Source organism: Yinghuangia aomiensis (assembly GCF_039542225.1).
GTDB lineage: Bacteria > Actinomycetota > Actinomycetes > Streptomycetales > Streptomycetaceae > Yinghuangia > Yinghuangia aomiensis.
In genome coordinates this window covers 88,108-114,222 of record NZ_BAABHS010000005.1, presented here as the reverse complement: position 1 = coordinate 114,222, position 26,115 = coordinate 88,108, and the positions used below count along the sequence as shown (strand labels likewise).

The following is a 26,115-nucleotide window of genomic DNA, read 5'->3' as shown; positions in this document are numbered from 1 at the left end:
GCGTATGGCCGGAGTCACGGGAGAACCGACAAGCGCGCGGGTGGACGCCTGGATCTGGTCCGTACGCCTGACCAAGACCCGGTCGATCGCCGCCACCGCCTGCCGCGCGGGCCACGTCCGCGTCAACGGCGAACGCGTCAAGGCCGCCCACGCGCTCAAAGTCGGCGACGAAGTCCGCTTCCGCCACGACGGCCACGAACGCATCGTCGTCGTCCGCAAACTGATCCTCAAACGCGTCGGCGCCCCGGTGGCCGTCGAGTGCTACACCGACAACAGCCCGCCGCCCCCGCCCCGGGACCTCACCGCCGCCGCGGGCATCCGCGACCGCGGAACCGGCCGCCCGACGAAGCGCGACCGACGGGATCTGGATCGGCTGCGGGGAGCGTAGGTCGGCTGCGCGGTCGGGCGGCCCAAGGTTTTGCGCCCGGCGGAGTCGGCTCGGAATGACCGTGTGTGGGCTTTTGAGCGTGCTGCTGCGCCGGCTTACCGGCCTCCGGCCGGAACGCTCGTCGCCGAGGCGCCGGCGCTCTCTTCCGCCCCTTTGCGTCCCCTTATATCCCCTTACGCGTTGAAGGCCTCGGCGACCTCGCGGGCCCAGTGGTCCTCGTGCTCCGCCGAGTCGCCGCTCACGCCGATGCCGCCGACCGGGCGGCCGTCCCGCAGCAGCGGGTGACCACCGCGGCCGAGGTACCAGCCGCCTTCGTGGACGAACGAGGCGGCAAAACCCGGGCGATCGGTCATGAGTTCCTCCATCGCCGCGGTCGGGCGCCCGAAGGCTGCCGACGTCCGCGCCTTCTCACTGGCCAGGCTCGCGCTGAACCGCAGCGCACCGTCCATCCGCTCGAACGCCACCAGCGTCCCCGCCGAGTCGACCACCGCCACACTCACGGCCCGCCCCAACTCCCCGGCCTTCGCCACCACAGCCGCGACCATCGCCCGAGCAGCCTCCGAGCTGACGTCGTACGCCTCCACCACGTCCTTGCCGGCCATCCGAACCCCTCCGCAACTCGACCACCGGCCCGAACCGACCAGGTGCGCCGCGATCATGCCCCGAGCCGACCGGAAGTTCCAGGGCCGCGAGCTGAGGAGGGATCAGGTTGGGGCTGGAACCGAGCGACGCCGGGCAACCGCCCGCGTGCCGACGGTGGGCAGAGCGCCGTGGTCTGGTCTCCGCGGCCGACCACGCGAAGCGGGCACGGCGACCGGGCAAGACAAGACAGCGAGCGCCACACGGAGCGAATCCGGTCGGCGCGGTAGCAGCTGAGGCGGGCAGGGTCGTCGGCGACGTCAGCTCTCGACCGGGTTCACTCCGCCGACTCGCCAACGCAGCCCGCCCGGCCGTCGCCGCCAGGTGCCGTTGCCGTCAGATCCGTCCCCGGACGGCCGTCAGCGCGCGTGCGGCGAGACGAGGCTGGACCGGGCGCCCATCCGGGACGAGCCGGGCTGCGGAGGACCAGGGATACCCGCCGGCGCGCCCTTGCCCCGGGCTGCACGAGAGGCCGCACTCCCCACGGCGGTCGTGCTCGGGCCCGCGTCGGTCAGGCGCGGGGTGGGCAGTGGGTGTCCGGCGGCGCGGTCGTGCTCGGGCCCGCGTCGCGGGCGTCCATTTGCCGTGGCGGCGCAAGGCCGGTTGCGTGAGCGGGCGCCGTCACAGCGAGCGCCTCCATCCACACGTGTTCGCACCTCAAACGCCCCCGTTCGAGTGGTTCGTGTGCTCCATTCGAGTGGCGGTGATTGCGGTGGGGGCCGTGCAGCGCGTGGACTTCGGGCGAAAGGTGCCGTGGTGGGCGGGAGTTGCCGCTGGGGTGCGGGTTTTCGGCTGTTGGGAGGCGCGAGTTCATCGTGCGTACGTCATCGATCCGTCGCGTCACCGGAGCACTTGCCGGGCTGGCGTTGGCTGCCGCGGCGTTGGTTGCCGGGCAGCCGGCGCATGCGGAGTCCGGGGTGGGGGCGGGGGAGCCGGGGCGGGCGCGGGGTGACGCGTTGTGCCCGGACGGGTACGTGTGCCTGATTCCCGGCGGGGTCGCCGGCGCCGAGCCCTACCTCATCCCGGAGTGTGCAAGCGAGTACTTCTCGCCGCCGTTCGTCGCCTCCGGGATCCGGAACAACACCGACGTCATCGTGTGGATCACCACCCCGGACGGCGCATCGCTGTGGATCGGCCCGCACGACAGCGCGACGTTGTGGCCGGTCACGGCGATCGACTCGGTCGTCGCGCAGTGCTTCGTACCCGATCGCAGGTGAGGACGGAGAGGCGTCAGCGGACGCGGCGGCGGGGTTCGCGGCGCGGGTAGGCCTTCGCGGTCTCGGCGAGGCGCTTGGCGTGTTCGGCCTGGCGCTGCCAATGGCCGTACAGGTCGCCGCGGGCCGCGAGTTCGTCGAAGCGGCGGATCGTGGCCGGGGCCACGACGGCGGGTTCCGCGTCGCGCCACGGCGTGCCCGGCAGCGGCATGAAGGTGTGCGCGTGGATGCGCGCACCCATGCCGGTGAGTTCGTCCGCGAGCGTCAGCGACGCGTCGGCATCGTCCTGGTCCTCGCCCGGCATGCCGAAAATGAAGTCGACGTTCGGCCGGAAGCCCTCCTGGACGGCGATCCGTACCGCGTCCCGCACCGGCTGGACACCGTGCCCGCGCTTGGCCGCCGCGAGGACCTTGTCCGAGCCGGACTGCGCGCCGATGATGATGTTGTCGTTCGACACGTACCGCTTCAGCAGCCGCAGCGCCTCGACGGTTACATGCTCCGGCCGGATCTCCGACGGGAACGACCCGAAGAACAACCGGCCGTGCGGCAGCATCTCCTCACGGCATGCGGACAGCAGCTCCTCGACCGCGTCCAGGTCCGGCGTTTCGTCCTGGGTGCCGTACGACAGACACGTCGGCGTGATGAACCGGACGTCCTTGAGCCCGCGTGCGGACATCTCCCGGACGTGCCACCGCACACTCTCCACACTGCGGTGCCGGAACCGCGCACTGAACGCGAACGGCGTCTGGCAGAACCGGCAGCTGTAGATGCACCCGCGGGTGATCTCGATCGGGCCGAAGCGGTGCAGGCCCACCGCGAACGACGGGGTGTCGTCGAGGCCGCGGCGGACGGAGGTTCCGGTGCGCAGGGCCTTGCCGTCGGTGTCGCGCAGGGCCAACCCCGGGACGCCGGAGAGGGGTTCGCCGGTGCCGAGGGCGGCGATCAGGGACACGAACGTGCTCTCGCCTTCGCCGATCGCCGCGACGTCCCACCCGGCGTCGAGGATCTGCTGCGGTTCGGCGGTCGCATGCACGCCGCCCGCGACGTGGACGACGCGCGGATCGTCGATCGCGGCCCGGATCTCCCCCAGCTCCCCGGCCATCGCCTCGGCGTCCGGTGAGTAGAACGACCACGGCACCAGGACCCGGCGGGCGCCCGCGTCGAGGACGTCGACGATCAACTCGGCCGTCTCCTCCGCGGTGCGGCCGAGGAATACGCCGTGCGCGACCGCGGGCGGGTTCGCTTCGAACGCGCCGAGCAGCGCGTGCATGCCGTACGTGACCGCCTTGCGGTACCGGACGACGACGGCGATGTCGAGAGGCCCCGCGGCGACGGGACGGGGGTCGTGCGTGGACATGCGGGCAACGGTAGCGGGGGGCTGCGAGGAGGCGTGAATCGCGGTGGTCAGCGGGCGGCGAGCGGGCGGGGGAGTGCGGGGGCGGACCCGGGGTAGCGCCGGAACTCCGTCGACCGGCCGGTGCCGGTGGTGCGCGCCGGGCCTTCGCGGGGCGGATTCACCGGCACGATCCACCGGGAGGGACGCTGCTGCTCGTCAGCTCACGTTGTGGCCGGTCACGGCGATCGACTCGGTCGTCGCGCAGTGCTTCGTACCCGACCGCATGTGAGGGCGGCCAGACGGGTCGGCCTGGCATGCCGAAATGACGTACCGCTTCGCATCCGCGCAGCGGACGTGCCCCGTCATTTGCCGCGCGCTTTTTCCGCTTCGATCGTCGAGTGCAGGTCCGCGCCCGGAGTGGGGACGGTCCGTGTGGCGGCGTCGTGTGAGGCTCTGGCGCCAGGGGCGGGCGGACGCGTGTAGCGGTGGTGTTGGACATTGCCGAGCCCCGAAGTAGCTGCCATCGCAGGCGGCATAGGCTGTTCTGTACGGGTGATCCGTGGCACGGCCAGTCGTCGGAGACCGGCTTGGTACTCCCGCGTGTTGACGGGGGTCTTGGTGCGACCCCGGGGAATGCCTGGGGTCATATCGATGAACTCGACGAGGTTGCGTACTGTGTCCGACACCTCGGCCGGCTCTTGGCCCCACACATGTACCCGGGCCGGGTTCACAAGCCGGGTGAGTTCCTCGGCACAAGACCAGATGTGCTCCTCCCGCTGCCCTTCGGGAAGCTTAAGCAGCGCGGTGATTCGTTGCTCGACACGCATCGGGGCGGCCGTGGCCTTGAGCTCCAACTCGTAATTGCGGTAGTGAGTGAAGTCCTCTTCAAGAGATGGGGCGGCGTCTGGGCGGATGAGGGCGGCACGGTGTTTGATCTCGTCCAACTGACCTGGCGTGTAGTCGAACTCGGCGCAGTGCTGGGCCAGCGAGCGGGTAAGCGGTCCCCAGCCCGCCAGGTCGAGGTCGATGACGTAGGTGTGCCGACTTTCCGGAGCGGCGCCGCCGGGGCGCAGGATGTTCTCCGGATGAAGGTCGTTGTGCACCAGACCGAAAGGCGTCGGCTGCCAAGGTCGTACGTAGCGGGCGAACGAGAGGGAGTTCCGGTCGAAACGCATTTTCTCGTACCAGACCCGGTACGGCGACGCCGGCCCCAGCAGACGGCTGCGCATCGTGTGGTGGGCGATCTGGCGGTGCATGTAGGCCGAGCTGTTGCGGTCAGGGCCGGCGGATGGCGGTAGTGGGAGCAGCGGGCCGCGTTCGATGTTCCCGAAGTCGCCCATGACGATGTCCGGCATATCGCGGATCAGCCATTCCGGGCGGTGCTGCGCCCGTAGCGGCTGGGCTTCGGCGTCAGGTACCCCGGCGACGATCATCCAGGATCCGCCGTCATGGAGCAGCGGTGGGACATGGCGCGTCTGCGGACCCACGGTCGCCAGGATGTCCGCGGGGCGCCAGACCCGCGGTTTGATCCGCCGTTCGGCCGGGCTGCGGAAGGGGTCCCAAGGCTTGTGCTCCTCGCGGAGGTAGACCGGGCCTTCGAGCGTCTCGAAGCGAAAGACGGCGCTCTGTGCTCCCGCGCTCATCCGATGCCCGATACGGTCGCGCTCCACATACAGGTGCCGGGCCTCTTCTGCGGTGAACATTGTGGTCCGCACGGGTGAACAGTACGACGGGCAACGCGGCAATCTGGTCGCAGCCCCTTGCGCTCTGCGTGATCTGGCTGCCGGGTCTCCGCCCCCGATGGTCGAATGCCTCCCCGGCTGCTGCGGCAAATGCGCAACCAAGGCCCACAAGGGACGGGGGCGCAGCCGACCGTCGGACACCAACGCCGAACCGTGCAATGAAGCAGGCGTGTTCCCGAGGGGTTCGCCGGTGCCGAGGCTGCGACCACGGGCACGAACGTGCTCGCGTCCTCGCCGATCGCTGCCACATCCCACCCGGCGCGCTCCCGGACGCACGGATTCGCGTGGCTCGGGCTCCCCGGGTGGCGGCCCGACTGCGGCACGGGCATTCGGCTCGGCCGCCAGGGCGTGCCGACCTTGGTCCGGAGCGCGCCGCATGCGGAACTCGGTCGACCGGCCGGTGCGGGTGCTGCGGGTGGTGAGGGCCGGGCTTCCGCGGGGCGGATTCACCGGCAGGATCCATCGAGAGGGGGCGCTGCTGCCCGTCAGCTCTCCGACGGGTTCGGGTGCGTGCCCAAGTAGCGCTCGACCGAGGCGACTTTGCTGGTCAGACCGTTCGTGACGCCGTCGCGGATGTCGGCTTTGAGGGTGATGCTGACGCGGCCGGTGCGGGCCTTGACGGCGTCGACGGCGTCCTTGACGACCGCCATGACCTCGTCCCACTCGCCTTCGATCGAGGTGAACATCGCGTTCGTCTCGTTCGGCAGGCCGCTGGCCCGGACCACGCGGACCGCCTCGGCGACGGCTTCGCCGACGTCCTCGCCGATCCCGAGCGGGGTGACGGAAAAGGCGACGATCATGGGCTTGACCTCCCGGGATGCGAGCCGCGGCGAGTGGGGGTACGCCGCCGCGGCTGCCAGGGTAGCCGGGGACGCCGGGGCTGTTGGGGACGCCGGGCCTGCCGGAGATGTCCGGGCCGAGGTCCGGTGGAGGACCGGCGGCGGATTGGGGTGGAGCCCCGGGCCAAGCCGCCTGCCGGGACGGCCATGACCCGCCCCGATGCGTGCCAAAGTCCCTTCTCCTGGGTCATGCTCCCGCCGACCCGCGTCAGACCGCTTCGCCCGGACCGCGCCGCCGCCCGGCCCGCCTCGATCCGCTTCGGAAGCGCGCCTCCCGCGCCAAGCAAGCTCCGTCCGGTCGGCCCCGACTCGTCCCAACCCGCCTCAGAGCCCCTTTCTCCAGGGCCAACTCACCCGCCCGGTCGGCCCCGCCCGGCGAGCCCCGCCCTGCCCCGCCCCCTCAAAGCCCCTTCGCCCGCCCCTTCTCCCGCATCTCCGCCCGGGCTGCCGCCGCGCCGGTGTCCGCCTCGAGGCCGGCGCGGGTCAGCCGGGTGGCCGCCTCTGTCATGCCGTCGGCACGGTACTGCAGTCCGGGGAACGCGACCTTGACCATCTCCTGCTGGGCCGCCGCTGCGGCCATGGTCACCTCAAGCACCCTCGGATCCACGGGGATCAAGCCCCTGACCGGTTCGCCCTCGGCCATATGGTCTTCCCTCCTGCTCGGTCGGCACCGTCGGCGCGACGATAAGCCCCGCGACCACGGGGCCGCGGACGGTGGCCAGTTCGCGCGTCCGCGGCCGTCGTCGGCGGACTAGGGAGTTTCGAACACGACGCCCCCCGCGGGGACTTCGTCGACGTCCCAGCCTTCCGCCAGTGGTAGGCCCAGTCGTTCGTGTGCCGTGCGCTGCGCGGACAGGGCTTCCGCGAGGGCGACGTCGCCGCCGCCCATCAGGGTGGCGGCGAGGCGCGGCGGGGCCAGGATGCGGCGCCAGGTGTAGCCGGTGGCCGGGTCTACCGACTCCGGGGCGAGGGAGACCAGGCGTGCGGCGGTGCGGACCCGGGCCGTGGGGGTGCCGTCGTACACGACGCCCTCGCTGTCGAGCAGGTAGCCGAGGTAGGCCGTCGCGCCCAGGGTGGCCCCGGCCTCCTCGACGGCTTCGCGGGTCAGCGTTGCCAGGGGGTCGGCGTCGTCGGGTTCGACGGTGCCGCCGGGCATGTTCAGCGTGCCGCGCCTGCCGACGAGGACCAGCACGCGGCCGTCCGGGGCGAACAGCCAGCCCCAGGACTGGCGGACGGGCAGCCCGTCGGGCACCGGCGTGTCCGCATGCCAGGTCCACGGCGCGCCGGCGCGGACCCACTCGCGGACCCGGTGCTGCCGGCGCAACGGCACGTGGGCGTGGTCGACGGACGGGATCGGGGTGAGTGCGGACGGGGCAGCGGGGGAGTGCGCGACGGAGTCGGTGGGCGGCTGGAAATGCAGCGCGTACGGCACGCCCGCCGCGATCGCGTCGAGCGCGGCGCGTTCGTACGCGACGAGCCCGTCGACCGCGTCGAGGTCGTCCAGCTCGGCCCACATCAGCGCGTCGTGCTTGTGCGGCTCGGTGTTCTCCGGCTTGCCGGACCAGCCGAGGACGCGGAAGAACCAGCCGGTGCGCGGATCGCCGGCGGGGCCGCGGTGCTGCATGACGAGTTCGCAGCGCAGCCGCTCGCGCGGGAGGTCGATGCCGGTTTCCTCGCGTGCCTCGCGTATCGCCGCGGCCACGACGTCCTCGCCGGCGTCGACGTGGCCTGCGGGCAGCGCCCACAGCCCGGGCGCGTAGGCCGTGTCGGCGGATCGGCGCAGCAGCAGGACCCGACCGCCGTCGACGAAGAGGATGTGCACGTCGACAGCGCTGCGGTGGTAGGTCGGCTCGGTCATGACTCCCCCGTTTCGTTGCGTGATGCGGTGGTGACAGTCTGCCGAATGCCGGGTCGGGCCACCATTGCGTTGCCCGCGGTCTGTGGACAACCGCCGCGTGCAGGCGGTTGTCCACAGCCGAACGGGCGAACCCGTGCCGACAGCCGACAGCCGACAGCCGACAGCCGACAGCCGACAGCCGACAGCGCAGGGAGCGCAGCGGGCGCTCGGGTTCTGCGGTCAGCTCGGCGTCGCGCTGCCCTGGGGCCTGGCGATGCTGAACTCCGTCACCGGTGGCGCGCAGAAGATCGTCAGGTCGCACGCCACCTGCACGGCCTCGCTGGGGGAGTGGCCGAGGTGGAGTGCGGCCCGGGCGTACTCCCAGCCGGAGCCGATGGCGGTGGAGTCGGCGTAGGTGACGTCGAAGTCCGAGTCGATCTCGAACAGCTTGCCGTCGAAGGCGAACAGGAACGACGAGTGGGCTTCGAAGCCGCTCATCTTGCGTTTCGCCCATTCGACGTACTCGGCGTAGAACTCCAAGACGTCGCGCTCGTCGGACGAAGCGGGTGTGTGGGTGTCGAGGAACAGCCGCATGAGGTTGACGTCGCGCAAATGCCCCGAGCCGCCGAACACCAGCGCCTCGCCGATCTTGTACAGCTTGGTGCCTTCGGTCTTGGCCTGCCCCCAGGTCACCTGGGAATCGGCCGCGATGAGGATCCGGTCGTCGACGATCTTGCCTGCGATGACGGTCACGTACGCCCCCGTCTGCCGGTGTCGTAGGCCGGTCCCGCGGGCCGCGGGCGGCCTGCATCCGGCGTGATTATCGGACCGGTCGTGGGTGGTCGCCAGCCCCGGACGGCGTAAAACGGCGACACTCGACGGGGCGTACCGGGGCATTTGCGGCGATCATGGAACGAATCTGCGGCGTAGGAGGGCGGGCATGGCACGGTACGCGTCGCCCGACTCCACGCGGGCGGCCGTCGCCGGCCGCGGTCTCCGGAAGGTCTTCCGGCCGGTGCTGCGCGTCGCCGAGCGGCTGAAGTCCCGGCTGCTCGCCCCGCGGATGGACTTCCTCGCGACCGACGGAACCCCCGGGGCCCGCCGGCGCCTGCTCGCCCGGCAGGTCGCCCTGCCGGTGACGATCATGGTCGTGGTCGCCGTTCTCGACCTGAGTGTGCCGGACACGGTGTTCTACCCGTTCCTGCTGCTCGCGCCGACGCTCGCCTGCGCGACCGCGCCGCCGCTGGCGGTGCTGGCGATCGGGTGTGCGTCGTTGCCGCTGCGGTACCTGCTGGCGCACCACGACGGCTACCTCGCGTCCGAGTTCGACCAGCTGTTCCAAGTGAGCACATGGATGTATGTGCTGGCGACCGCGCTCAGCATGTACCTGTCCGCGGTGCGTATCCGGCGCGAGCGCGAGCTGGTCGCGGTCACCAAGGTCGCCACCGCGGCGCAGCGCGCGATCCTGATGCCGCCGCCGGCCGAGTACGGGGGTCTGCGCTTCGCGGTGCGGTACTTCGCGGTCGCGGACGAGGCGGAGCTGGGCGGGGACCTCTATCTGGCGCTGGACACGCCCTACGGGCCGCGGATCCTGATCGGCGACGTGCTCGGCAAGGGCCTCGGCGCGGTGCGGACCGCGGCGATCACGATCGGCGCGTTCCGCGAGGCGGCCTACGACGAAGTCGATCTCGTGGACATCGCCCGGCGTATCGAGGCCTCGTTGCAGCGGAACGCCCCGGCGGAGCGGTTCGTCACCGCGCTGCTGGTGGAGGTCCGCTCCGACCACGTGATCTTCGTGCACCGCGGCCACGAGCAGCCGGTGCTGGTGACGGCGGACGGGCGGGCCCGGGTTCTGGACCCGCCCGAGCCGGGCGTGCCGCTGGGGCTGGGCGATCTGGACACGGTGGCGCCGCGGTCGTGGGGCGAGCCGTTCCGCGAAGGCGACTTGCTGCTGCTGGTGACCGACGGGGTGCCGGACGCCCGGAACGAGTCCGGCATGGCGTACCCGGTGGCGGAGCGGATCGACGCGCTGGTCGGCGGCCGGGCGCCGGCGGAACCGGCGGTGGCCGTGGAACGGCTGGGGGAGGACCTGCTGCGGTTCGCGGGGAGACGGCCGATGACCGACGACGCGCTGATGGTGGGGCTGGCGCGGAAGCCGTCGGAGGCGGGCTGAAAGCCGCCTCCGGACCCGTCACACCCGCGCCGTCCCCACCGCCTCGGCGGACTCGGCCCCGCACGGCCGGCCGCACCCGCTCAGCCCCGCGCGCTCAACCCCGCACCGCCTCCACGGTCTGCCGCGCCTTCGCCACGATCTCGTCGAGATGCCCGCCGTGCGACCCGTGCCAGTACACCCGGTCGCACGACCCGCACCGCGCGAAGCTGTCGACGGACGCCAGCGTGCCCGGCTCGACCTCGTCGGCCACCGACTCCTTCGGGACCGGCCGCAGCGGCCCGTTGCACGCCGTGCAGAGCGTCCACGGGGCGAGCGGCGGGGCGAAGCGGCGCAGCAGGTCGTCGAGTTGCGCGTCGGGGCGGGTGCCGCGCACATAGGCGCCGAACCACAGGTTGCGGCGGCGCAGCAGCCCGCGGTCCTGGGTGAGCAGGACGCGCCGCTCGGCGTTGGCCTGTTCGACGAGCACCGGGTCGTCGCAGTCGTTGTGGTAGGCCGTGTCGATGCCGAGCAGCCGCATCCGCCGGGCGAGCGTGCCGAGGTGGACGTCGAGCAGGAACCGCAGCTCCGGCTCGGGCACCGCCTGCGGGCGGGTGACCGCGTGCACCTCGACGCGTTCGCCGCCGCGCGGCCGGTACGCCGCGTCGGCCTCGGCGCCGTCCACCACGAGCCGCCCGACCTCGGGCAGCGGCACCCCGGCGGACTCCACGAGGTGGCCGAGCGTGGAATCGTCCGCGGCGGTCGCGGTCACGCCGCCTTCGCGGAGCCTCGGCGGCAGGAACAGGCCGAGGTCGTCCGCCATGACGAGGGTCAGCTCGGCGGACCCGGCAGGCTTTGCGGACCCGGCAGCGGCTGCGGAATCCGCGGACCCGGCGGGGTCGGACCGGGGCGTGGAACGGTCGTGGATGTCGGCTCCTGGCATGCCGCCAGCATGTCACCGCCGGGCGCCCCGGTCCCGGGGTTTTCCGGCGCGCCGACGGCCGCCCGTTCGGCCGCGGCGGCCCGCTCGAACTCGGCCACCGGATCCACCCCGCACTGCCGCAGCAGCCGCAGCACGTCGGCCAGGACCTCGCGGGTGCGCAGGAGTTCACTCGCCAGGTTCATCGCGCCGACGTCCTCGACCCAGTCCGCGAGGGCGAACGCGCGTTCCGCGCCGACCAGCTCGCGGTGCTTGCGCAGCGGCCGCGGGATCCCCACCCAGCAGTCGAACGGCGACGACGCGGGCAGCGCCCCCGCGGCGGGGCGGGCGGACTCGGAGCGCGGGCGTGGGACTTCGTTCACGGACGTGGCCCTCACCTCGGGGTCGGGGCGGATGCCCAATCCGATCGTGGCGAAGTCAGCGTAGGCCACCGCGCACCCGGAGTCGATCGTCGACGGGCACGCCGGGAGCGCGAGCCACCCGACCGGACTCGCGCGCCCGAGCAGCCTAGGAATTGCGTGCGGATCCCCGGGACGGCGACACCGGCGGACTCTGCCCCGACCGCGCAACCGGCTCGGCCGGCTCGGCCGACGCTGCGGGCCCCGGCACCCCGCCCCCCTCGACGGGAACCGCTTCGACGGCCACCGACGACCCCGAACTCGGCACCGCGAACGCCACCACCGCGCCGATCACACACGCGACGGCCAGCAGCCCGAAGCAGATCCGGTAGGCCGTCAGGCTCGGCACGCCGCCGCCCGCCCCCGACGCCACCGTCACCGCGCTGAGCACCGCGCCCAGCACCGCCACGCCCACCGCGCCGCCGATGGTCCGCAGAACGGCGTTCATGCCGTTCGCGACACCCGTCATGTCCGACGGCACGTTGGCGTTGACCGTCGCCGGCATCGCCGCGAACGCCAGGCCCAGGCCGAACCCGAAGACCGTGAACACCGCGGAGAACGCCCAGATGTGAGCGGTCAGCGGCAGCAGCGCGAGGAAGCTCACGGCGCTCAGCAGCGGCCCGCACACCAGCGCCGGCTTGGGCCCGTACCGGTTGATCATGCGACCCGCGACGGGCGCCGCGGCCAGGTTCCCGAGCGCACCGGGCAGCATGTACAGGGAGGCGGCCAGCACGGTCGTCCCGAAGCCGTAGCCGCGCGATTCCGGGGCCTGCAGGAACGGGGCGAAGAGCAGCCCGGAGCCGTACATCGCCATGCCGGTGAGCATGCCGGACAGGCCCGCGAGCAGGACCGGACGCCGCGTCATGACCCGCAGGTCGACCAGCGGGTCGGCGCAGCGCAGCGACCACCACGCCCACACCCCGAACAGCACCGCGGCCGCCACGAACCCCGCGACCACCATCGGCGAACCCCAGCCGGCGCGGCTGCCCCGGCTGATGGCGACCAGCAGCGCGGACAGCCATCCGGACAGCGCCAGCGCGCCCAGGATGTCGACGTGCCCTTCGCTGCGCCGCCGCACGGTGTCCGGGACGAGCAGCCAGACCAGCGCCACCGAGACCGCGGCGACCAGTGCCGAGAGCCAGAACAACAGGTGGTAGTCCCAGCGGTCGGCGATGAGCCCGGCGAGCACCGAGCCGAACGTGGAGCCGACACTGATCGTCGCGCCGATGATCGCGATGCTGCCCGCGGTGCGGTGCCGGGGGAACTCGTCGCGGACCACGCTCAGCGCCAGCGGCACCACACCGCCGCCGAGGCCCTGCAGCACGCGCCCGGCGACGAGCATCGGGAACGACGTGGTCACCGCCGCCAGCACGGAACCCGCCGCCACCGCGCCGAGCGAGATGAGCAGGAACCGCTTCTTGCCGCGCATATCGCCGAGGCGCCCGATCAGCGGGGTCGCCACGGCGGCCGCGAGCAGGTTCCCGGTCAGCGTCCACGAGATCGCCGAACTGGAGACGTGCAGCCGGTCCTGGAGCCGCGGCAGGATCGGCGTGACCACCGTCTGCATGACGGCGATCGCCGTGGCCGCGAACGCCAGCGCGGTGAGCACCAGCGTGGGGTTGCGGCGCGGAGCTTTGCCGGCGGCGTCGACAGGTGCGCCGGCGGAGGGCGTGTCAGTACTCACCAGGTCACGTGCTTCTGGGACACTCGGGCCGCTCGGACGCGTTCAGGACGACGCGACGAAGAGCGGCAGATCCTGCACCCAGTCGCAGTGCAGCGACCGCGTCTCGATCCGCCAGCCCTCGTCGGTGCGCACGTACACGTCGAGGTAGCGGACCGCCATCACGCGGTCGCGGCGCACCCCCGACTCGTCCTCGTAGATGTGGTGCGCCGTGCAGTACGTCTCGCCCTCGGCCCGGTCGCCGTCGAACGCGACGAGCTGATTGGCCACCAGATGCTGGGTGGCGATGTACCGTTCGAGGCCCTTCATGGCCGCGGCGATCTGCTCGCGGCCGGTGCGGACCGCGGGCTCGGCGCCCGGGTCGCGCTGCACGACGAGGCGGCCTTCGGGGTGGAACTGGGCGGCCACGAGTTCGGGCTTGCGACGGTCGGCGCCGTGCGCGTACGTCTCGACCAGCTCGCGCAGCGCCAGCTTGTCCGCCGCATGATCCGCCATGGTTCCGTCCCCTCGCCTGCCCCCGGTATCACCAGCCGTCACCGCATGCTGACACGGATAGAGGACTCACACAAGTTTTCCTTGACGGTTCGTCAGGTTTCGTGCCGAGGGTTCTGACCTGGGAAAACGTCGGGAAATCTACGCGTTACCGGGAGGCAATACGCAGGGTGTCGTTCGCCACGCCCAACCATCCGGGGTGCCGCCGCCGACACCGCGGCGGCCACCGCGCGCGCCGCGTCGGTCACCGCGCCAGGAACACCACGTCCGGCACCCCGCGCGGGACCCGCACCGGAACCTCCCGCACCGCGACGTCGCCGAACACCTCGGCCAGCCGCGCCTCGAACGCCGGGCTCGCGGCCGCGCTCCACACCGCGAGCACGCCGCCGGGCGCGAGCTTCGCCCGCAGCGCGCGCAGCCCGGCGGCGCCGTAGAGCGACGTATTGGACTCGGTCACCGTCCAGTCCGGGCCGTTGTCGATGTCCAGGCACAGCGCGTCGTAGGCGCCCGCATCGCCGTCCTCGAACGCCCACTCCACGAGATCGCGGTGCACCAGCGCCACCCGCGGATCGTCGAGCGCGTGCCCGGAGAACGGCGCCAACGGGCCCCGCTGCCACGCGATCACCGGCGCCTCGCGCTCCACCACCGCTACCGCGCCGACTTCCGGCCGCGCCAGGGCGGCGCCGAGCGAGAATCCCACCCCGAGTCCGCCGACCAGAACGCGAAGTCCGGTGCGCGGCGCCGGATTTGTCAGGGTGTCCACGGCGGCGTCCACCAACAGCCTTTCCGAGGCGCCGTCGCGGGTGTCCATCAGAAACGTGCCATTGCTCACGATCTCGAAATGCCCGCCGCTGCGCCGGAGTACCAGCTCGCCGTTCGCCGTGGTCACGCGGTCCACGACGGCAACTGTCGCCGGATCGACATTTCGCTTAGCCACCATGTCGTTGCCCTTTCCCGAGGCCTTTTCCGGATCATGCCCGGACCGTTACCCGACCGGCGCTTTTCGAGCACGTGTCGGCTCTTGCACCCTGATGACGTCGCGATTAGTGTCCCGGCCATTGATTTATGGTCCATCAACTGATGGCATCGCCGGACCGTTCCGCCGCACCCACCCACCGACCGAATCCCCGCCACCGCGGGCGCCGGCCGGGCCGGATCCCGGGCCGGCGCTTTCGCACGTGAGCACATGCGGGCACCAACCGGGTCGGCCCTCACCGCGGCCGCGCGGCACGGCACAGGGGCACCACGGCACGGCGCGAGCACCACAGCACATGCACCACAACGCACCACAGCACTTGCACGAGCTGCACGACTTGCACGACTTGCACGGTCTGCACCACCTGCACCACTGCACGAAGAAGCCGACCAGGACATTCTGCGTCCGGTCAGCGGACACGAGTGTCGGGAGAGCTGATGGCGTCACTTTCCGTAAGGCGTGGGGTTCGGCGATGGGCGGTCGGCATGGTCGTGCCGCTGCTGTTCGTCGCCGCATGCGGTCGTTCCGGGGACGACCGGAATGCCGAAGGCGGGATCGGAGGAGGCAGCGGCGGCCCGGCGGTGCCGGGGCCCACCAAGAGCACCACCGTCCCCGCGGGGGACTTCGGCGACCTGAAGGGCCTGTGCGGCCCCAAGCCCGCCGACCAGAAGCCGGCCTCCGGCGCACCCGTGCGCGGCGTCACCGACAGCGAGATCTCGGTGACCACGATGGGCGACCCGGGCAACCAGATGCAGCCCGGCCTCGGCCAGGAGTTCTTCGACATGTCCGACGCGTTCACCAAGTGGTGCAACGACGCGGGCGGCATCAACGGCCGCAAGATCAAGGTGAACAAGCGCGACGGCATGCTCATGGAGGCCGCCACCAAGATCACCGAAGCCTGCCAGAGCGACTTCATGCTCGTCGGCGGCGGCAACCCGATCGACGACGTCACGGTCGAACCGCGCCTGGGCTGCAACCTCGGCGCGATTCCCGGCTACGTCGTCACCACCGCGGCCATCCAGGCCCCGCTCCAGGTGCAGCCCGGCGGCATCCCCGCCGACGAGGGACCGGTCGGCCCCTACAAGGCGCTGTTCGACAAGTACCCGGACGCCAAGGGCAAGGTCGGCATCATCGGCCAGAACCTCGGCGCGCTGTCCGCGGTCGCGTCGCGCTACGCCGACGCGGTCGGCAAGGCCGGCGGCACGGTCGTGACGACCCAGCTCGCCTCCCCGATCGGCCAGGAATGGCGCACCGTCGTCGAGGCCCTCAAGGCCGCCGACGTGCAAATCCTGGTCAGCGCCGGCACGTTCGCGGTCAACGCGACGCCGTTCCTGCAGGAGATGAACAACGCCGGGTGGGCGCCCAAGGCGATCCTGTCCGACCAGTCGGCCTACAACAACTTCAACCTGCAGAGCGCCAAGGACGCCAACGTCCCGGACTTCTACGTCTACACGACGTACTGGCCGCAGGAGAACGCCGCGCAGAAGCCCGTCGCCCAGCAGGCCGTCGACCTGTTCCACCTGAAGAACAAGAACGGCCGCATGGTCTACTTCAACTACGCCGGCCTCAACGCGTGGCTGCTGTGGGCCGCCTCGGTCAAGGACTGCGGCGCCGACGTCACCGTCGAATGCGTCCTGGACAAGGCGAAGCGCCCGGGCTGGACCGGCGGCGGGCTGTTCGCGCCGAACGACGTGGGACCGCTCGACCAGATGCACGCCAACGGCTGTTTCACGATGACGAAGCTGGACAAGGACAAGGGCTTCCCGGTGGACATGGACGTCACCAAGCCCAACACCGACACCATCTTCAACTGCTCCCCGGACAACGTCGTCAAGCTCGACCAGGCCTACACCTGATCCGAGCGGTCCGGCCACGCCGGACCCGGCCTGGGAGGGCGCGTGCAAGAGTTCATCACCTTCACGATCATCGGGCTGGCCACCGGCGGGATCTACGCGATCACCGCCGGGGGCCTGACCCTCACGTACACCACCACGGGCATCTTCAACTTCGCCCACGGCGCCACCGGCATGTTCGCGGCGTTCCTGTACTGGCAGATGCACTACGGCTGGCACTGGCCGATCTGGCTCGCCCTCGTGGCCTGCCTGCTGGTCTTCGCGCCGCTGTTCGGCGTGCTGCTGCACCTGGTGATCATGCGGCGCCTGGAAGGGACATCGGCGGCCACCAAACTGATGGTGACCGTGGCGATCCTGCTGTCTCTGGTGGCGTCGGTCCTGTGGATCTGGGACCCCAATGTCAACCGCACCGCGCAGCCGTTCTTCCGCGGCAAGGTGCTCGAGGTCGGCGGCGTCAACGTCCCGTACAGCGACATCACCACGCTCGCCGTGGCGCTCGCCGTCGCGGTCGGCCTGTGGGTCCTGCTCACGCGCACCCGCATCGGCGTCGCCATGCGCGCCACCGTCGACGACCGGTCGCTCGCCCAACTCAACGGCGCACGACCGGAGATCGCCGGCATGCTGGCGTGGGCCATCGGCACGAGCCTGGCGGCCCTGGCCGGCATCCTCGTCGCACCGAAGCTGTCGCTGAGCCCGCTGCCGCTGACGCTGCTGATCGTCAACGCGTACGCGGCCGCCGTGATCGGCCGGCTGAAGAGCCTGCCGATGACGTTCCTCGGAGCCATGCTCATCGGCGTCGCGGGCGCCTACGCCACCAACTACATCCCGAAGTGGAAGGAGGGCTATCCCTACCTGTCGGGCTTCACCCCGACGGTGCCGGTCGCCGTCCTGTTCGTGGCGCTGCTGCTCATGCCGCAGACCCAGCTGCGCGGGCACAGCTCCTCGCGCACCCGCGAGTTCTCCCGCAAGCCGACCTGGCCCGGCGGGCTCATGTTCGCGGCCGCCGTGGTGTTCGGCGCGTTCGTCGCGTCGCGGACGCTGAGCCCGACCGACCTCTTCAGCAGCACCAAGATGTGGGGGCTCGGCATCATCGCCCTGTCGATGATCCCGCTCATCGGCTACTCCGGCCAACTGTCCCTGTGCCAGCTCAGCTTCGCGGGCATCGGCGCCATCACCGTGGCGCACCTCGGTGACGGCGGCGAGCCGATCGCCTTGCTCTGGGCGGCCATGATCTGCGCGGTCATCGGGGCGATCATCGCGCTGCCGGCGCTGCGGCTGTCGGGTATCTACCTGGCGCTGGGGACCGCGGCCTTCGCGGTCGCGCTCGACCGGTGGATCTTCCAACTGCCGAAGTGGAACTGGGGCGGCCACACCTACCAGGTGTTCAAGAGCGGCACGCTGCCGATCAAGCGGTTCGACCTCCCGTGGGTCGACATCAACAGCGACCGCGCGTACTTCGTGTTCGGCGCGGTGTGCTTCGCCCTGGTCAGCCTCGTGGTCGTGGCCATCCGCCGCGGCGAGTTCGGCAAGCGCCTGCTCGCGCTCAAGGACAGCCCCGCGGCATGCGCCACGCTGGGCATGAACCACAAGCTGACGACCCTGTCGGTGTTCGCCACCTCGGCGGCCATCGCCGGGATCGGCGGCGGCATCTACGGCGGCGCGGTCCGCTCGGTCAGCTCGACCAACTTCGAGTTCTTCACCGGCCTGTCCATCCTCATGTCGATGGTCATCGCCGGCCTGACCTCGCCGGGCGCCGCGCTCTTCGGCGGAATTCTCCTGGGCACCCCGCTGATGACCAACCTGTTCCCGGACTACGCGCAGCTGACCACGATCCTCATCGGACTCAACGGCATCGCGCTCGGCCGCAACCCGAACGGGTTCATCGCCGCGCAGATCCGGCCCAAGTGGGACCCGGCACTCAAGCACCCGGCGGTCATGGGGACCGGTATCGCCGGCGTGGTCGTGGTGTTCCTCCTGCGGGAAGCGGACATCATAGGCAACTGGTCGATGGTCATCGGCATGTTCATCGCCGTCGCGCTCATCTCGTCGGTCTCGCGCGGCATCGACAGCCGCAAGGCCGGGAAGACCCTCACGGGAGCGAACGACCTGCCGGAAGGCATGACCGCGGTGCCGGAAAAGCTGGGCGTGTCCCAGCCGTTCACCCCGGCCGACATCGAGGCCCTGGACCGCACGCTGGGCCTCCCGCCCGTCACCGCACTCGCAGGAGGCCGCCATGGGGCTTGAGGTCACCGACGTGACCGTGAAGTTCGGCGGGCACACCGCGCTCGACAACGTGTCGCTGCGCGCGCTCAACGGGCAGATCACCGGGCTCATCGGGCCCAACGGCGCGGGCAAGACCACGATGTTCAACGTCATCACCGGCCTCCAGGCCCCGCACCGCGGCAAGGTGATGCTGGACGGCCGCGACATCAGCAAGCTCCCGCCCTACCGGCGGGCCCGCCGCGGCATGGCCCGCACGTTCCAGCGCCTCGAACTGTTCGGGTCGCTGACCGTGCGGGAGAACATCCACGTGGCCGCGGCGCAGTACCGGCGCCGCCACCCGTCCGCGGAACGCGCGGGGGCGGCGACCGGCCAGCTCGTCGAACGCCTCAACCTCGGCCACATCGCCGAGGTGCGGGCCGACCAACTGCCCACCGGGCAGGGCCGCATGGTCGAACTCGCCCGCGCGCTCGCGTGCCGGCCGCGCATCCTCCTGCTCGACGAGCCGGCCTCCGGGCAGGACGAGGCGGAAACCGTCGAGTTCTCCCGGGTGCTGCGCGAAGTCGCCACGGAAGGCGTCGCGGTCCTGCTCGTCGAGCACGACATGGACCTGGTCATGTCGGTCTGCGACGAACTGCACGTCCTGGACTTCGGGAAGAAGCTCGCGCAGGGCACCTGCCAGGAAATCCAGGCCGACCCGGCGGTACGTGCCGCGTACCTCGGCGAAGCCGACGAGGAACTGGTGGAGTCCGCATGACGCTGACACTCGAACTCCCGGTCCCGCTCGCGCCCGAGCCGCCGCCCGTCCTCGAACTGCGCGGCATCAAGGCCGCATACGAGCAGGTCGAGGTGCTGCACGGCGTCGACCTCGCGGTCCCGGCCGGGAAGGTCGTCGCGGTCCTCGGACCGAACGGCGCCGGCAAGACCACGATGCTCAAGGTCGCGTCCGGCATGCACCCGCCGACCGGCGGCGACATCTGGCTGGCCGGCCGCCGGGTCACCGGCGCGTCACCCGTCGACCTGGCCCGGCTCGGCCTGTGCAGCGTTCCCGAAGGCCGCGGGGTGTTCCCGAACCTCACGGTCGCCGAGAACCTGTGGATGGCGTCCTACCGCGGCGTGTCCAAGGCGCGGATCGAAGAGCGGGTCTTCCCGATCTTCCCGCGCCTCAAGGAGCGCCGCCGCCAGGCCGCCGGCACGATGTCCGGCGGCGAGCAGCAAATGCTCGCCATGGCCCGGGCGATCGCCACCGACCCGGCGGTGCTGCTCGTCGACGAACTGTCCATGGGGCTCGCCCCGCTCGTCGTCGAGCAGCTCTTCGAGATCGTCGCGCAGATCGCCGACAGCGGCGTGACCGTGCTGCTCGTCGAGCAGTTCGCGCAGACCGCGCTCGGCGTCGCCGACCTCGCGGCGGTCATGACCGGCGGCCGTATCACCGCGGTGGGCACGCCGCACGAGATCGCCGCCGGACTGCACAGCGCCTACCTGGGCGGCGGGGGAGAACCCGACGAGCCCGAGGAAAGCGACGCGACCGCGTTCACCGCCATCCTCCCGGCGGTACCGCCGGCCGATTCCCCCGCCGAGGACCCGCTCGTGAAGTCCATACCGCCCCCGCCCGTCCCCGCGTTCGCCACGGAGTCCGACTCCGTCGCGGACCCGGCCCCGACCGACGAGCCCGCCGCCGCGCCCGCGGACGGCGGAACGCCCGACACCGACGGCGACACACGAGGTGAACCCATGAGCACGAACACCGCCGGTGTTCCGCCGACCGTTCCGGCGGGCACCCCCCTCCCCGTACAGCCCCCCGCGCCGCCCATGCCTCCGCAGGGGGACCGCACCGAGGCGCTCGCCATGGACGTCGGCGGCCTGCGCATCAAGCCGCCGAACACCACCGCGGACACCCAACTCATGTGGCTGGGCGTGGTGTTGATGGTGGCGGGCATCGGCACCGGCGTGGGCGCGTACATCATGTCCCACACCACCACCCTGTACCTGACGCAGTTCGACGCGATCGTGGCGGCGTCGCTGGGCATCACCATCTCCATCGCGGGCATGGCGCTGTTCATCCGCTACTCGCTGTCCACGTTCCTGCGGTTCTGGCTGGCCCGGCTCATCGCCGTCCAGCAGGCGGCCATCCAGCAGAACACGCCGCCCTCCTCCTGAGAGCCCGCCGCGCGGCTCCTCCTGAGGACCGATGCACGGCCGACCCGCCCAGTGCCAGGCTGGGCGGGTCGAGCCGTTATGCCGTTTCCGCCGCGCACTCCGGAGGGTCCCCGCCGTGACCGAGAACCCCGCCGCCGACACCGCCGAAGGCTCCTCCCCGTCCGCGCCCGGGCGCGGGACGATGCCGTGGCTGCTCGTCGGCGTGCTGATCGCGTTGTTCGCCGTGCTGGCGTACGCGGTGGTGATGGTCATCCGCATGCTGGCGTGAACACGTCAGTATTCGTGCCGTCGCATGCGGTAGCGGATCACCAACAGGTCGACCACCGCGACGACCGCGGTGAGGACCAGCACGATCGCGGCGAAGATCCACAGCCCGCGTTCGGTCGGGAACGTCGCGGCCGCGAACGCGCACCAGGCCACGCCCGCGATCGACAGCGCCAACGCCCACCACGACATGACCCTGCGCAGCGGCAGGTCCGTGACGGCGTCGTTCGGCTCCATCCCGTGATGGCGTACGCGCCGGTGCGCGATGATCCCCATACCCGTCGGTTACCCGGCTCGGCGGAGATGACGCGGAACCGGGGGGAGCCGCCACCGCGCGGCGTGCCGGTCGGGTGGGGAGCCCGACCGGCACGCGACGTGCGCCCGCGGGGTCAGGCCGGCGGCAGGTTCACCAGCTCCGCCAGCGCCGCCCGGTGGCGGTCGGCCGTGCCGAGGAGCAGCGCGCTGCTCATGGCGCGTTTGACGTACAGATGCGCCGGGTGTTCCCACGTGAACCCGATGCCGCCGTGCAGCTGGACGCAGTCCTCGGCCGCGTGCACCGCCACGTCCGCGCAGTAGGACTGCGCGAGCGCCGCGGCGACGGGGGTGTCGGGGGAGCCGTCGGCCAGCGCCGCCGCCGCGTAGCGGGCGGTGGCGCGGGACGCCGCGATGTCCGACCACAGGTCGGCGGCGCGGTGCCGCAGGGCCTGGTAGGAGCCGATCGGGCGGCCGAACTGGTGGCGCGTGCGCAGATAGCCGATGGCTTCCTCCAACGCGCGTTCCGCGACGCCGAGTTGCTCGGAGGCGAGCAGCGCGGCACCGGCCGTGAGCGCCGCCCGCAGGGCCGCGGGGGCGGTGCCGGCGTCGGCGATCACGACGGCCGGGACGCCGTCGAGGGTGAGCGTGCCGACCGGGCGCGTCGCGTCCAGGGTGGTCGTGCGGGTGCGGGTCAGGCCCGGAGCGGTGCCGTCGACGAGAGCCAACTGCGGGGCGCCGTCCACGACCGCCGGGACGACCAGCAGGTCTGCCCGGTCCGCGGCGAGGACCGAGGTGACCGCGCCGGTCAGCAGGAGCCCGCCGTCGCCGGGCGCGCCGGTGACCGACAGCGGGAAGTCGGCCGTCGGCCACATCGTCGCCGGAACGGCCAACGTGCCCACGGCGGTTCCGGCCGCGAGACGGCCTAGCGCGGCGTCCCGGGCGTCCGACGCGCCGCACGCCGTCAGTGCCGTGGTGGCCAGAATCGCACTGGCCAGGAACGGAATCGGCGCGACCGAACGCCCCAGCTCCTCCAGCGCCACCGCGGCTTCACGCGCCGTCGCGCCGGCGCCGCCGAACGCTTCGGGCACCAGCAGCCCGGCGAGGCCGAGGTCTTCCGCGACGGCCTTCCACAGCGCCTCGTCGTACGGTTCGCCGGTGTCGACCCGGGCCAGGACGTCCTGCCACGCGCACCGGTCGGCCAGCAGGCCGCGCAGCGTGGCGCGCAGGTCTTCTTCGATGTCCGCGTAGAGCAGCGACGGGATTTCGGGTGCCGGGGACGTCACCGGGGGATCTCCTTCCACGGCAGCTTGGTGTCGGTGCGCGGCTCGCGCGGGAGTTCCAGGACGCGGTCGGCGATGACGCCGCGCAGGATCTCGGACGTGCCGCCTTCGATCGAATTGCCCTTGGCACGGAGGTAGTAGTAGCCGGGTCCGCGGCCGCCGTCCGAGCCGCCGAGGTCGACCCGGCGCATCGTCCAGTCGTCGTACGCCAGGCCGTCCTCACCGGCGAGTTCCAGCCACAGCCGGGTGGTGTCCTGGTTGATCTTCGCGAACGCGATCTTCGCCGCCGACCCCTCCGGGCCCGGCCGCCCCGCGGCGAGCTGCTGGCGGATCCGCTCGTTCGCCAGCCGCGCCACCTCCGCCTCGACCCACGCGCCGACCACGCGGTCGTGCAGGCCCGGCGTCCGCACCTCGGGCCTGTCCCGCCACAGCGCGGCGACCGGCTTGACCGGGCCGCCCTCGCGCGGCGCCGCGGCGCCGCCGATCGCGACGCGCTCGTTCATCAGCGTGGTGTTGGAGACCGCCCAGCCCTTGCCGACCTCGTCCGCGCGCATGCTGTCCGGAATCCGCACGTCGGTCAGGAAGACCTCGTTGAACTCGGCCTGCCCGGTCGCCTGACGCAGCGGCCGCACCTCCACCCCGGGCAGCGTCATGTCCAGGAAGAAGTACGTCAGCCCCTGGTGTTTGGGCAGATCCGGGTCCGTCCGGGCGAGGAGCATCGCCCAACGCGCCTTGTGCGCGAACGACGTCCACACCTTCTGCCCGTTGACCACCCAGTCGTCGCCTTCCCGCACCGCGCGCGTCGCCAGACCGGCCAGGTCGGATCCGGCACCCGGCTCGGAGAACAACTGGCACCACACCTCCTCGCCCGTCCACAGCGGCCGCAGCAGGCGGGCCCGGTGCTCGTCCGTCCCGTGCACCGCGACCGTCGGCGCGCCCATGCCCAGACCGATCGGGTTGCGGAACGGGTTCGCCGGCACGGCACCCGCCGCGGCCAGTTCGCGCTCCACCACTTCCTGCAGCGCCCGCGACGCGCCCAGCCCGCCGCAGCCCTCCGGGAAATGCACCCAGGCGAGACCCGCGTCGAAACGATGGCCCAGGAACGCGACCGGGTCGGTCGTGGCGGGATCGTGCGCGGCGGCCAATTCGCGCACGCGATCGCGGATCTGCTCCGCGGTGACGTCGGCCAAGGCGGCGTGCCTCCTCATCCGGTCTTCGACCGGTGCTGTCCGGTGACCGATATCCGGTCACACCCGGTACTGACTCGCTGTCAACAGCACTACGCAGGCTGATGCTAGGTACACGGATCAACGAGGGGAAGGGTTCCCGGATGCAACCCGGCCCCCGACCCCGCGCGTCCGTACTACGCGGTACGCTCCCTGCCCTGGCACGGCCCAGCTACCGCAGGACAAACCCCCACGCACCGGCACAACGAATCCGCGCGGCCCGGACCCGGCACCGCGCCGTGAGGACACCAGTGACGACTCCCAGCACGAGCGCCACCGGCGGACCGGCCTTCCTCGACACGCTCGCCGCCGAACTCGCCGTCGACGGCGAACCGGTCACCGAAGCGCTCGACGCGTGGTCGGTCCGAACCCCGTTGCGGGTCTTCATCCACTACGGGGAACACGGGCTCGACCTCAGCTACGCCGAAGCCCGCCGCGCCACCGACACCATCGCCGGCAACCTCGAAGCCGCCGGCATCCGCCGCGGCGACCGCATCGCCGTCCACTGCCGCAGCCCCTACGCCGCCGCACTGTGGATGTTCGGCATCTGGAAAGCCGGCGCGGTCTTCTGCCCCGTCGACCCCGACCTCGCCGGCGAACTCCTCGTCGCCCAGCTCACCACCCTCAACCCGCAACTCGTCGTCACCGAACGCGCCGGACTGCCCGCCCTCGAACTCGTCCGCAGGCACCTGCCCTACGCGCCGCGCGTCACCGTCCACGACTCCGTCGGCGTCACCCCGCCGCACGGCTTCCCGGAAATCCCCTACGCGCGCTTCCTCGCCCGCGCCCTCCCCCCGCAACTCGGCGCCATGGCCGACGACGTCGCCGCCATCGTGCACACCCCCGGCAACACCGGCCGCCCCAAAGCCGCCGTGCTGTGCCACCGGTGGATCGCCCAGTACACCTTCCTGCTGCGCCGCCTCACCACCGCCGACGACGTCGTCTACAGCGACCTGCCGATGCACAGCCCCCTCGGCGCCTTCGCGGGCGTCGCCCGCGCGGCCTGGAGCGGCTCCACCGTCACCCTGTGGGACCGCTTCCACCCCGGCGAGTTCTGGCACCGCATCGCCGCCACCGGCGCCAGCACCGCGGTCCTCACCGACGCGGCCGTCCCGTGGCTCACCAGCACCCCCGAACGCGCCGACGACGCCGTCAACCCGCTCTCCAAGGTGTGGCTCCACCCGCTGCCCGCCACCCACGCCGACTTCGCCCGCCGCTTCGGCATCGACTTCGTCGTCGCCGCCTACGGCCAAGTCGAATCCGGCATGCCGCTCGCCGTCGTCGTCCGAGAACGCCCCGAAGGCGCCGGCACCCCCAGTGCCCTCCACCGCGGCCTCACCCACGAACAAGTCGCCCGGCTCTGCTCGCACTACCGGATCCCCGTGGTGCCCGGACAGGCGATGCCGCGCAAGGGCGTCCTCGGTGCGCCGCTGCCGTTCCTCGAGGTCGCCGTCCTCGACGAATACGACCGGCGCCTGCCGCCCGGCACCGTCGGCCAGCTCGCGGTCCGCCCGCACCTGTCCGGCCTCGTCGTCCAGGAGTACGCCGGCGACCCGCTCAGCACCGCCGAAGCCCTCCGCAACCTGTGGCTGCACACCGGCGACGCGGTGATCCAGGCCGACGACGGACTCATCCACTTCGTCGACCGGGTCCAGGACCGCATCCGCATGCGCGGCGAGAACATCTCCGCGTACCACATCGAAGACCTCGTCAACCAGCACCCGGACATCGCCGTGTGCGCGGTCTTCGGCGTACCGATGGACGGCCGCCCCGACGACGACGTCGTCCTCTACGTCGAACCCGACCCCGGCAAACTCGTCGACCCGGCGGCCCTGCGGGCCTGGTGCGCGCAATCGCTGCCGCCCTACATGCGGCCCGCCCACATCCGCGTCGTCGTCCACATGCCGCGCACCCCGAACCACCGCGTCGAGAAACACCGCCTGCGCCGCCACTTCCTCGGCGTCGCGGACCCGTCGGGACCGATCGTGGAACAGCACCGGATCCCGACCCCGATCCCGCGGGTGGCACTGCCGTCGGGGCGGACGGGGTTCGGCGGCGGGATGCCGCCGGCACTGCCGCCGGGGGGCGGGCGGTAAGGAACGCCGACCGGCGGATCACCCGTCCGGGAACGGTGTCCGACGTTTCCGCCCGGGCCGTCACCGGCCCGGGCGAACGTCCGTCACCGGTGCGGGCGGTATGGCCGATCATGGCGGTCGGATCGGACGC

Annotated in this window: 24 protein-coding genes; 9 read left to right on the top strand and 15 right to left on the bottom strand. The window is 71.9% G+C overall.

The genetic code is table 11. The features are described 5' to 3' along the window. Positions 1-4 precede the first annotated feature (4 nt). Positions 5-388, top strand: a complete 384-nt coding sequence (locus ABEA93_RS08490) for an RNA-binding S4 domain-containing protein (RefSeq protein WP_345674726.1) — start codon at positions 5-7, stop codon at positions 386-388. 173 nt (positions 389-561) lie between these two features. Here ABEA93_RS08490 and ABEA93_RS08485 read toward each other — a convergent pair whose 3' ends face one another. Further along, the gene (locus tag ABEA93_RS08485) at positions 562-990 is read right to left on the bottom strand and encodes a GlcG/HbpS family heme-binding protein (RefSeq protein ID WP_345674724.1); all 429 of its coding nucleotides are present in this window, start codon (positions 988-990) and stop codon (positions 562-564) included. 852 nt (positions 991-1,842) lie between these two features. On the opposite strand from ABEA93_RS08485, the gene ABEA93_RS08480 reads away from it, so the two are divergent. Further along, positions 1,843-2,244 (top strand): hypothetical protein, encoded by a 402-nt coding sequence (locus ABEA93_RS08480; RefSeq protein ID WP_345674723.1) that lies wholly within the window; start codon positions 1,843-1,845, stop codon positions 2,242-2,244. Positions 2,245-2,257: 13 nt separating this feature from the next. On the opposite strand, the gene ABEA93_RS08475 is transcribed toward ABEA93_RS08480, so the two are convergent. From ABEA93_RS08475 to ABEA93_RS08450, 6 genes are all read right to left on the bottom strand, one after another. Continuing rightward, a complete protein-coding gene (locus ABEA93_RS08475; RefSeq protein WP_345674722.1) occupies positions 2,258-3,598 on the bottom strand; it encodes a TIGR04013 family B12-binding domain/radical SAM domain-containing protein in 1,341 nt (446 codons plus the stop codon). Positions 3,599-3,939: 341 nt separating this feature from the next. Continuing rightward, positions 3,940-5,292 carry a phosphotransferase gene (locus ABEA93_RS08470; protein WP_345674721.1) on the bottom strand — a complete coding sequence of 451 codons (1,353 nt, stop codon included), beginning with the start codon at positions 5,290-5,292 and terminating at the stop codon, positions 3,940-3,942. 512 nt (positions 5,293-5,804) lie between these two features. Next, positions 5,805-6,119 carry an MTH1187 family thiamine-binding protein gene (locus tag ABEA93_RS08465; protein ID WP_345674720.1) on the bottom strand — a complete coding sequence of 105 codons (315 nt, stop codon included), beginning with the start codon at positions 6,117-6,119 and terminating at the stop codon, positions 5,805-5,807. A 439-nt stretch (positions 6,120-6,558) separates the two neighbouring features. Then, the gene (locus ABEA93_RS08460) at positions 6,559-6,744 is read right to left on the bottom strand and encodes a hypothetical protein (protein ID WP_345674719.1); all 186 of its coding nucleotides are present in this window, start codon (positions 6,742-6,744) and stop codon (positions 6,559-6,561) included. 165 nt (positions 6,745-6,909) lie between these two features. Further along, a complete protein-coding gene (locus ABEA93_RS08455; RefSeq protein ID WP_345674718.1) occupies positions 6,910-8,016 on the bottom strand; it encodes an NUDIX domain-containing protein in 1,107 nt (368 codons plus the stop codon). 219 nt (positions 8,017-8,235) lie between these two features. Beyond that, positions 8,236-8,748: a hypothetical protein gene (locus tag ABEA93_RS08450; protein ID WP_345674717.1), complete on the bottom strand. Its 513-nt coding sequence runs from the start codon at positions 8,746-8,748 to the stop codon at positions 8,236-8,238. 187 nt (positions 8,749-8,935) lie between these two features. Between ABEA93_RS08450 and ABEA93_RS08445 the strand changes: the two genes are divergently transcribed. Then, positions 8,936-10,168, top strand: a complete 1,233-nt coding sequence (locus ABEA93_RS08445) for a PP2C family protein-serine/threonine phosphatase (RefSeq protein WP_345674716.1) — start codon at positions 8,936-8,938, stop codon at positions 10,166-10,168. Positions 10,169-10,262: 94 nt separating this feature from the next. Here ABEA93_RS08445 and ABEA93_RS08440 read toward each other — a convergent pair whose 3' ends face one another. From ABEA93_RS08440 to ABEA93_RS08420, 5 genes are all read right to left on the bottom strand, one after another. Beyond that, positions 10,263-10,967 carry a Mut7-C RNAse domain-containing protein gene (locus ABEA93_RS08440; RefSeq protein ID WP_345674715.1) on the bottom strand — a complete coding sequence of 235 codons (705 nt, stop codon included), beginning with the start codon at positions 10,965-10,967 and terminating at the stop codon, positions 10,263-10,265. 8 nt (positions 10,968-10,975) lie between these two features. Next, positions 10,976-11,515, bottom strand: coding sequence for a hypothetical protein (locus ABEA93_RS08435; protein ID WP_345674714.1), 540 nt, complete (start codon positions 11,513-11,515; stop codon positions 10,976-10,978). Positions 11,516-11,591: 76 nt separating this feature from the next. After that, entirely contained in the window at positions 11,592-13,166 is a 1,575-nt protein-coding gene (locus tag ABEA93_RS08430; RefSeq protein WP_345674712.1) for an MFS transporter, read from the bottom strand. A gap of 42 nt (positions 13,167-13,208) precedes the next feature. Further along, a complete protein-coding gene (locus ABEA93_RS08425; protein WP_345674711.1) occupies positions 13,209-13,658 on the bottom strand; it encodes a nuclear transport factor 2 family protein in 450 nt (149 codons plus the stop codon). A gap of 241 nt (positions 13,659-13,899) precedes the next feature. Continuing rightward, positions 13,900-14,553 carry a spermidine synthase family protein gene (locus ABEA93_RS08420; protein ID WP_345674710.1) on the bottom strand — a complete coding sequence of 218 codons (654 nt, stop codon included), beginning with the start codon at positions 14,551-14,553 and terminating at the stop codon, positions 13,900-13,902. A 515-nt stretch (positions 14,554-15,068) separates the two neighbouring features. On the opposite strand from ABEA93_RS08420, the gene ABEA93_RS08415 reads away from it, so the two are divergent. From ABEA93_RS08415 to ABEA93_RS08395, 5 genes are all read left to right on the top strand, one after another. Further along, positions 15,069-16,487: an ABC transporter substrate-binding protein gene (locus tag ABEA93_RS08415; protein WP_345674709.1), complete on the top strand. Its 1,419-nt coding sequence runs from the start codon at positions 15,069-15,071 to the stop codon at positions 16,485-16,487. A 42-nt stretch (positions 16,488-16,529) separates the two neighbouring features. Beyond that, a complete protein-coding gene (locus ABEA93_RS08410) occupies positions 16,530-18,728 on the top strand; it encodes a branched-chain amino acid ABC transporter permease (protein ID WP_345674708.1) in 2,199 nt (732 codons plus the stop codon). Then, the gene (locus ABEA93_RS08405) at positions 18,718-19,461 is read left to right on the top strand and encodes an ABC transporter ATP-binding protein (protein WP_345674707.1); all 744 of its coding nucleotides are present in this window, start codon (positions 18,718-18,720) and stop codon (positions 19,459-19,461) included. Before ABEA93_RS08410 ends, ABEA93_RS08405 begins: the two co-directional genes overlap by 11 nt. After that, positions 19,458-20,864: an ATP-binding cassette domain-containing protein gene (locus ABEA93_RS08400; protein WP_345674706.1), complete on the top strand. Its 1,407-nt coding sequence runs from the start codon at positions 19,458-19,460 to the stop codon at positions 20,862-20,864. The genes ABEA93_RS08405 and ABEA93_RS08400 overlap by 4 nt, the downstream gene beginning before the upstream one ends. A 115-nt stretch (positions 20,865-20,979) precedes the next feature. Then, positions 20,980-21,132, top strand: a complete 153-nt coding sequence (locus ABEA93_RS08395) for a hypothetical protein (protein ID WP_345674705.1) — start codon at positions 20,980-20,982, stop codon at positions 21,130-21,132. Positions 21,133-21,137: 5 nt separating this feature from the next. On the opposite strand, the gene ABEA93_RS08390 is transcribed toward ABEA93_RS08395, so the two are convergent. From ABEA93_RS08390 to ABEA93_RS08380, 3 genes are all read right to left on the bottom strand, one after another. After that, positions 21,138-21,404, bottom strand: a complete 267-nt coding sequence (locus ABEA93_RS08390; protein WP_345674704.1) for a hypothetical protein — start codon at positions 21,402-21,404, stop codon at positions 21,138-21,140. Between the two features lie 113 nt (positions 21,405-21,517). Next, complete coding sequence (locus tag ABEA93_RS08385; protein ID WP_345674703.1) at positions 21,518-22,666, bottom strand: acyl-CoA dehydrogenase family protein; 1,149 nt, start codon at positions 22,664-22,666, stop codon at positions 21,518-21,520. Then, the gene (locus tag ABEA93_RS08380; RefSeq protein ID WP_345674702.1) at positions 22,663-23,871 is read right to left on the bottom strand and encodes an acyl-CoA dehydrogenase family protein; all 1,209 of its coding nucleotides are present in this window, start codon (positions 23,869-23,871) and stop codon (positions 22,663-22,665) included. Before ABEA93_RS08380 ends, ABEA93_RS08385 begins: the two co-directional genes overlap by 4 nt. A 269-nt stretch (positions 23,872-24,140) precedes the next feature. Here ABEA93_RS08380 and ABEA93_RS08375 point away from each other — a divergent pair, with 269 nt between their 5' ends. Next, positions 24,141-25,985, top strand: a complete 1,845-nt coding sequence (locus ABEA93_RS08375; RefSeq protein WP_345674701.1) for an AMP-binding protein — start codon at positions 24,141-24,143, stop codon at positions 25,983-25,985. Positions 25,986-26,115 lie beyond the last annotated feature (130 nt).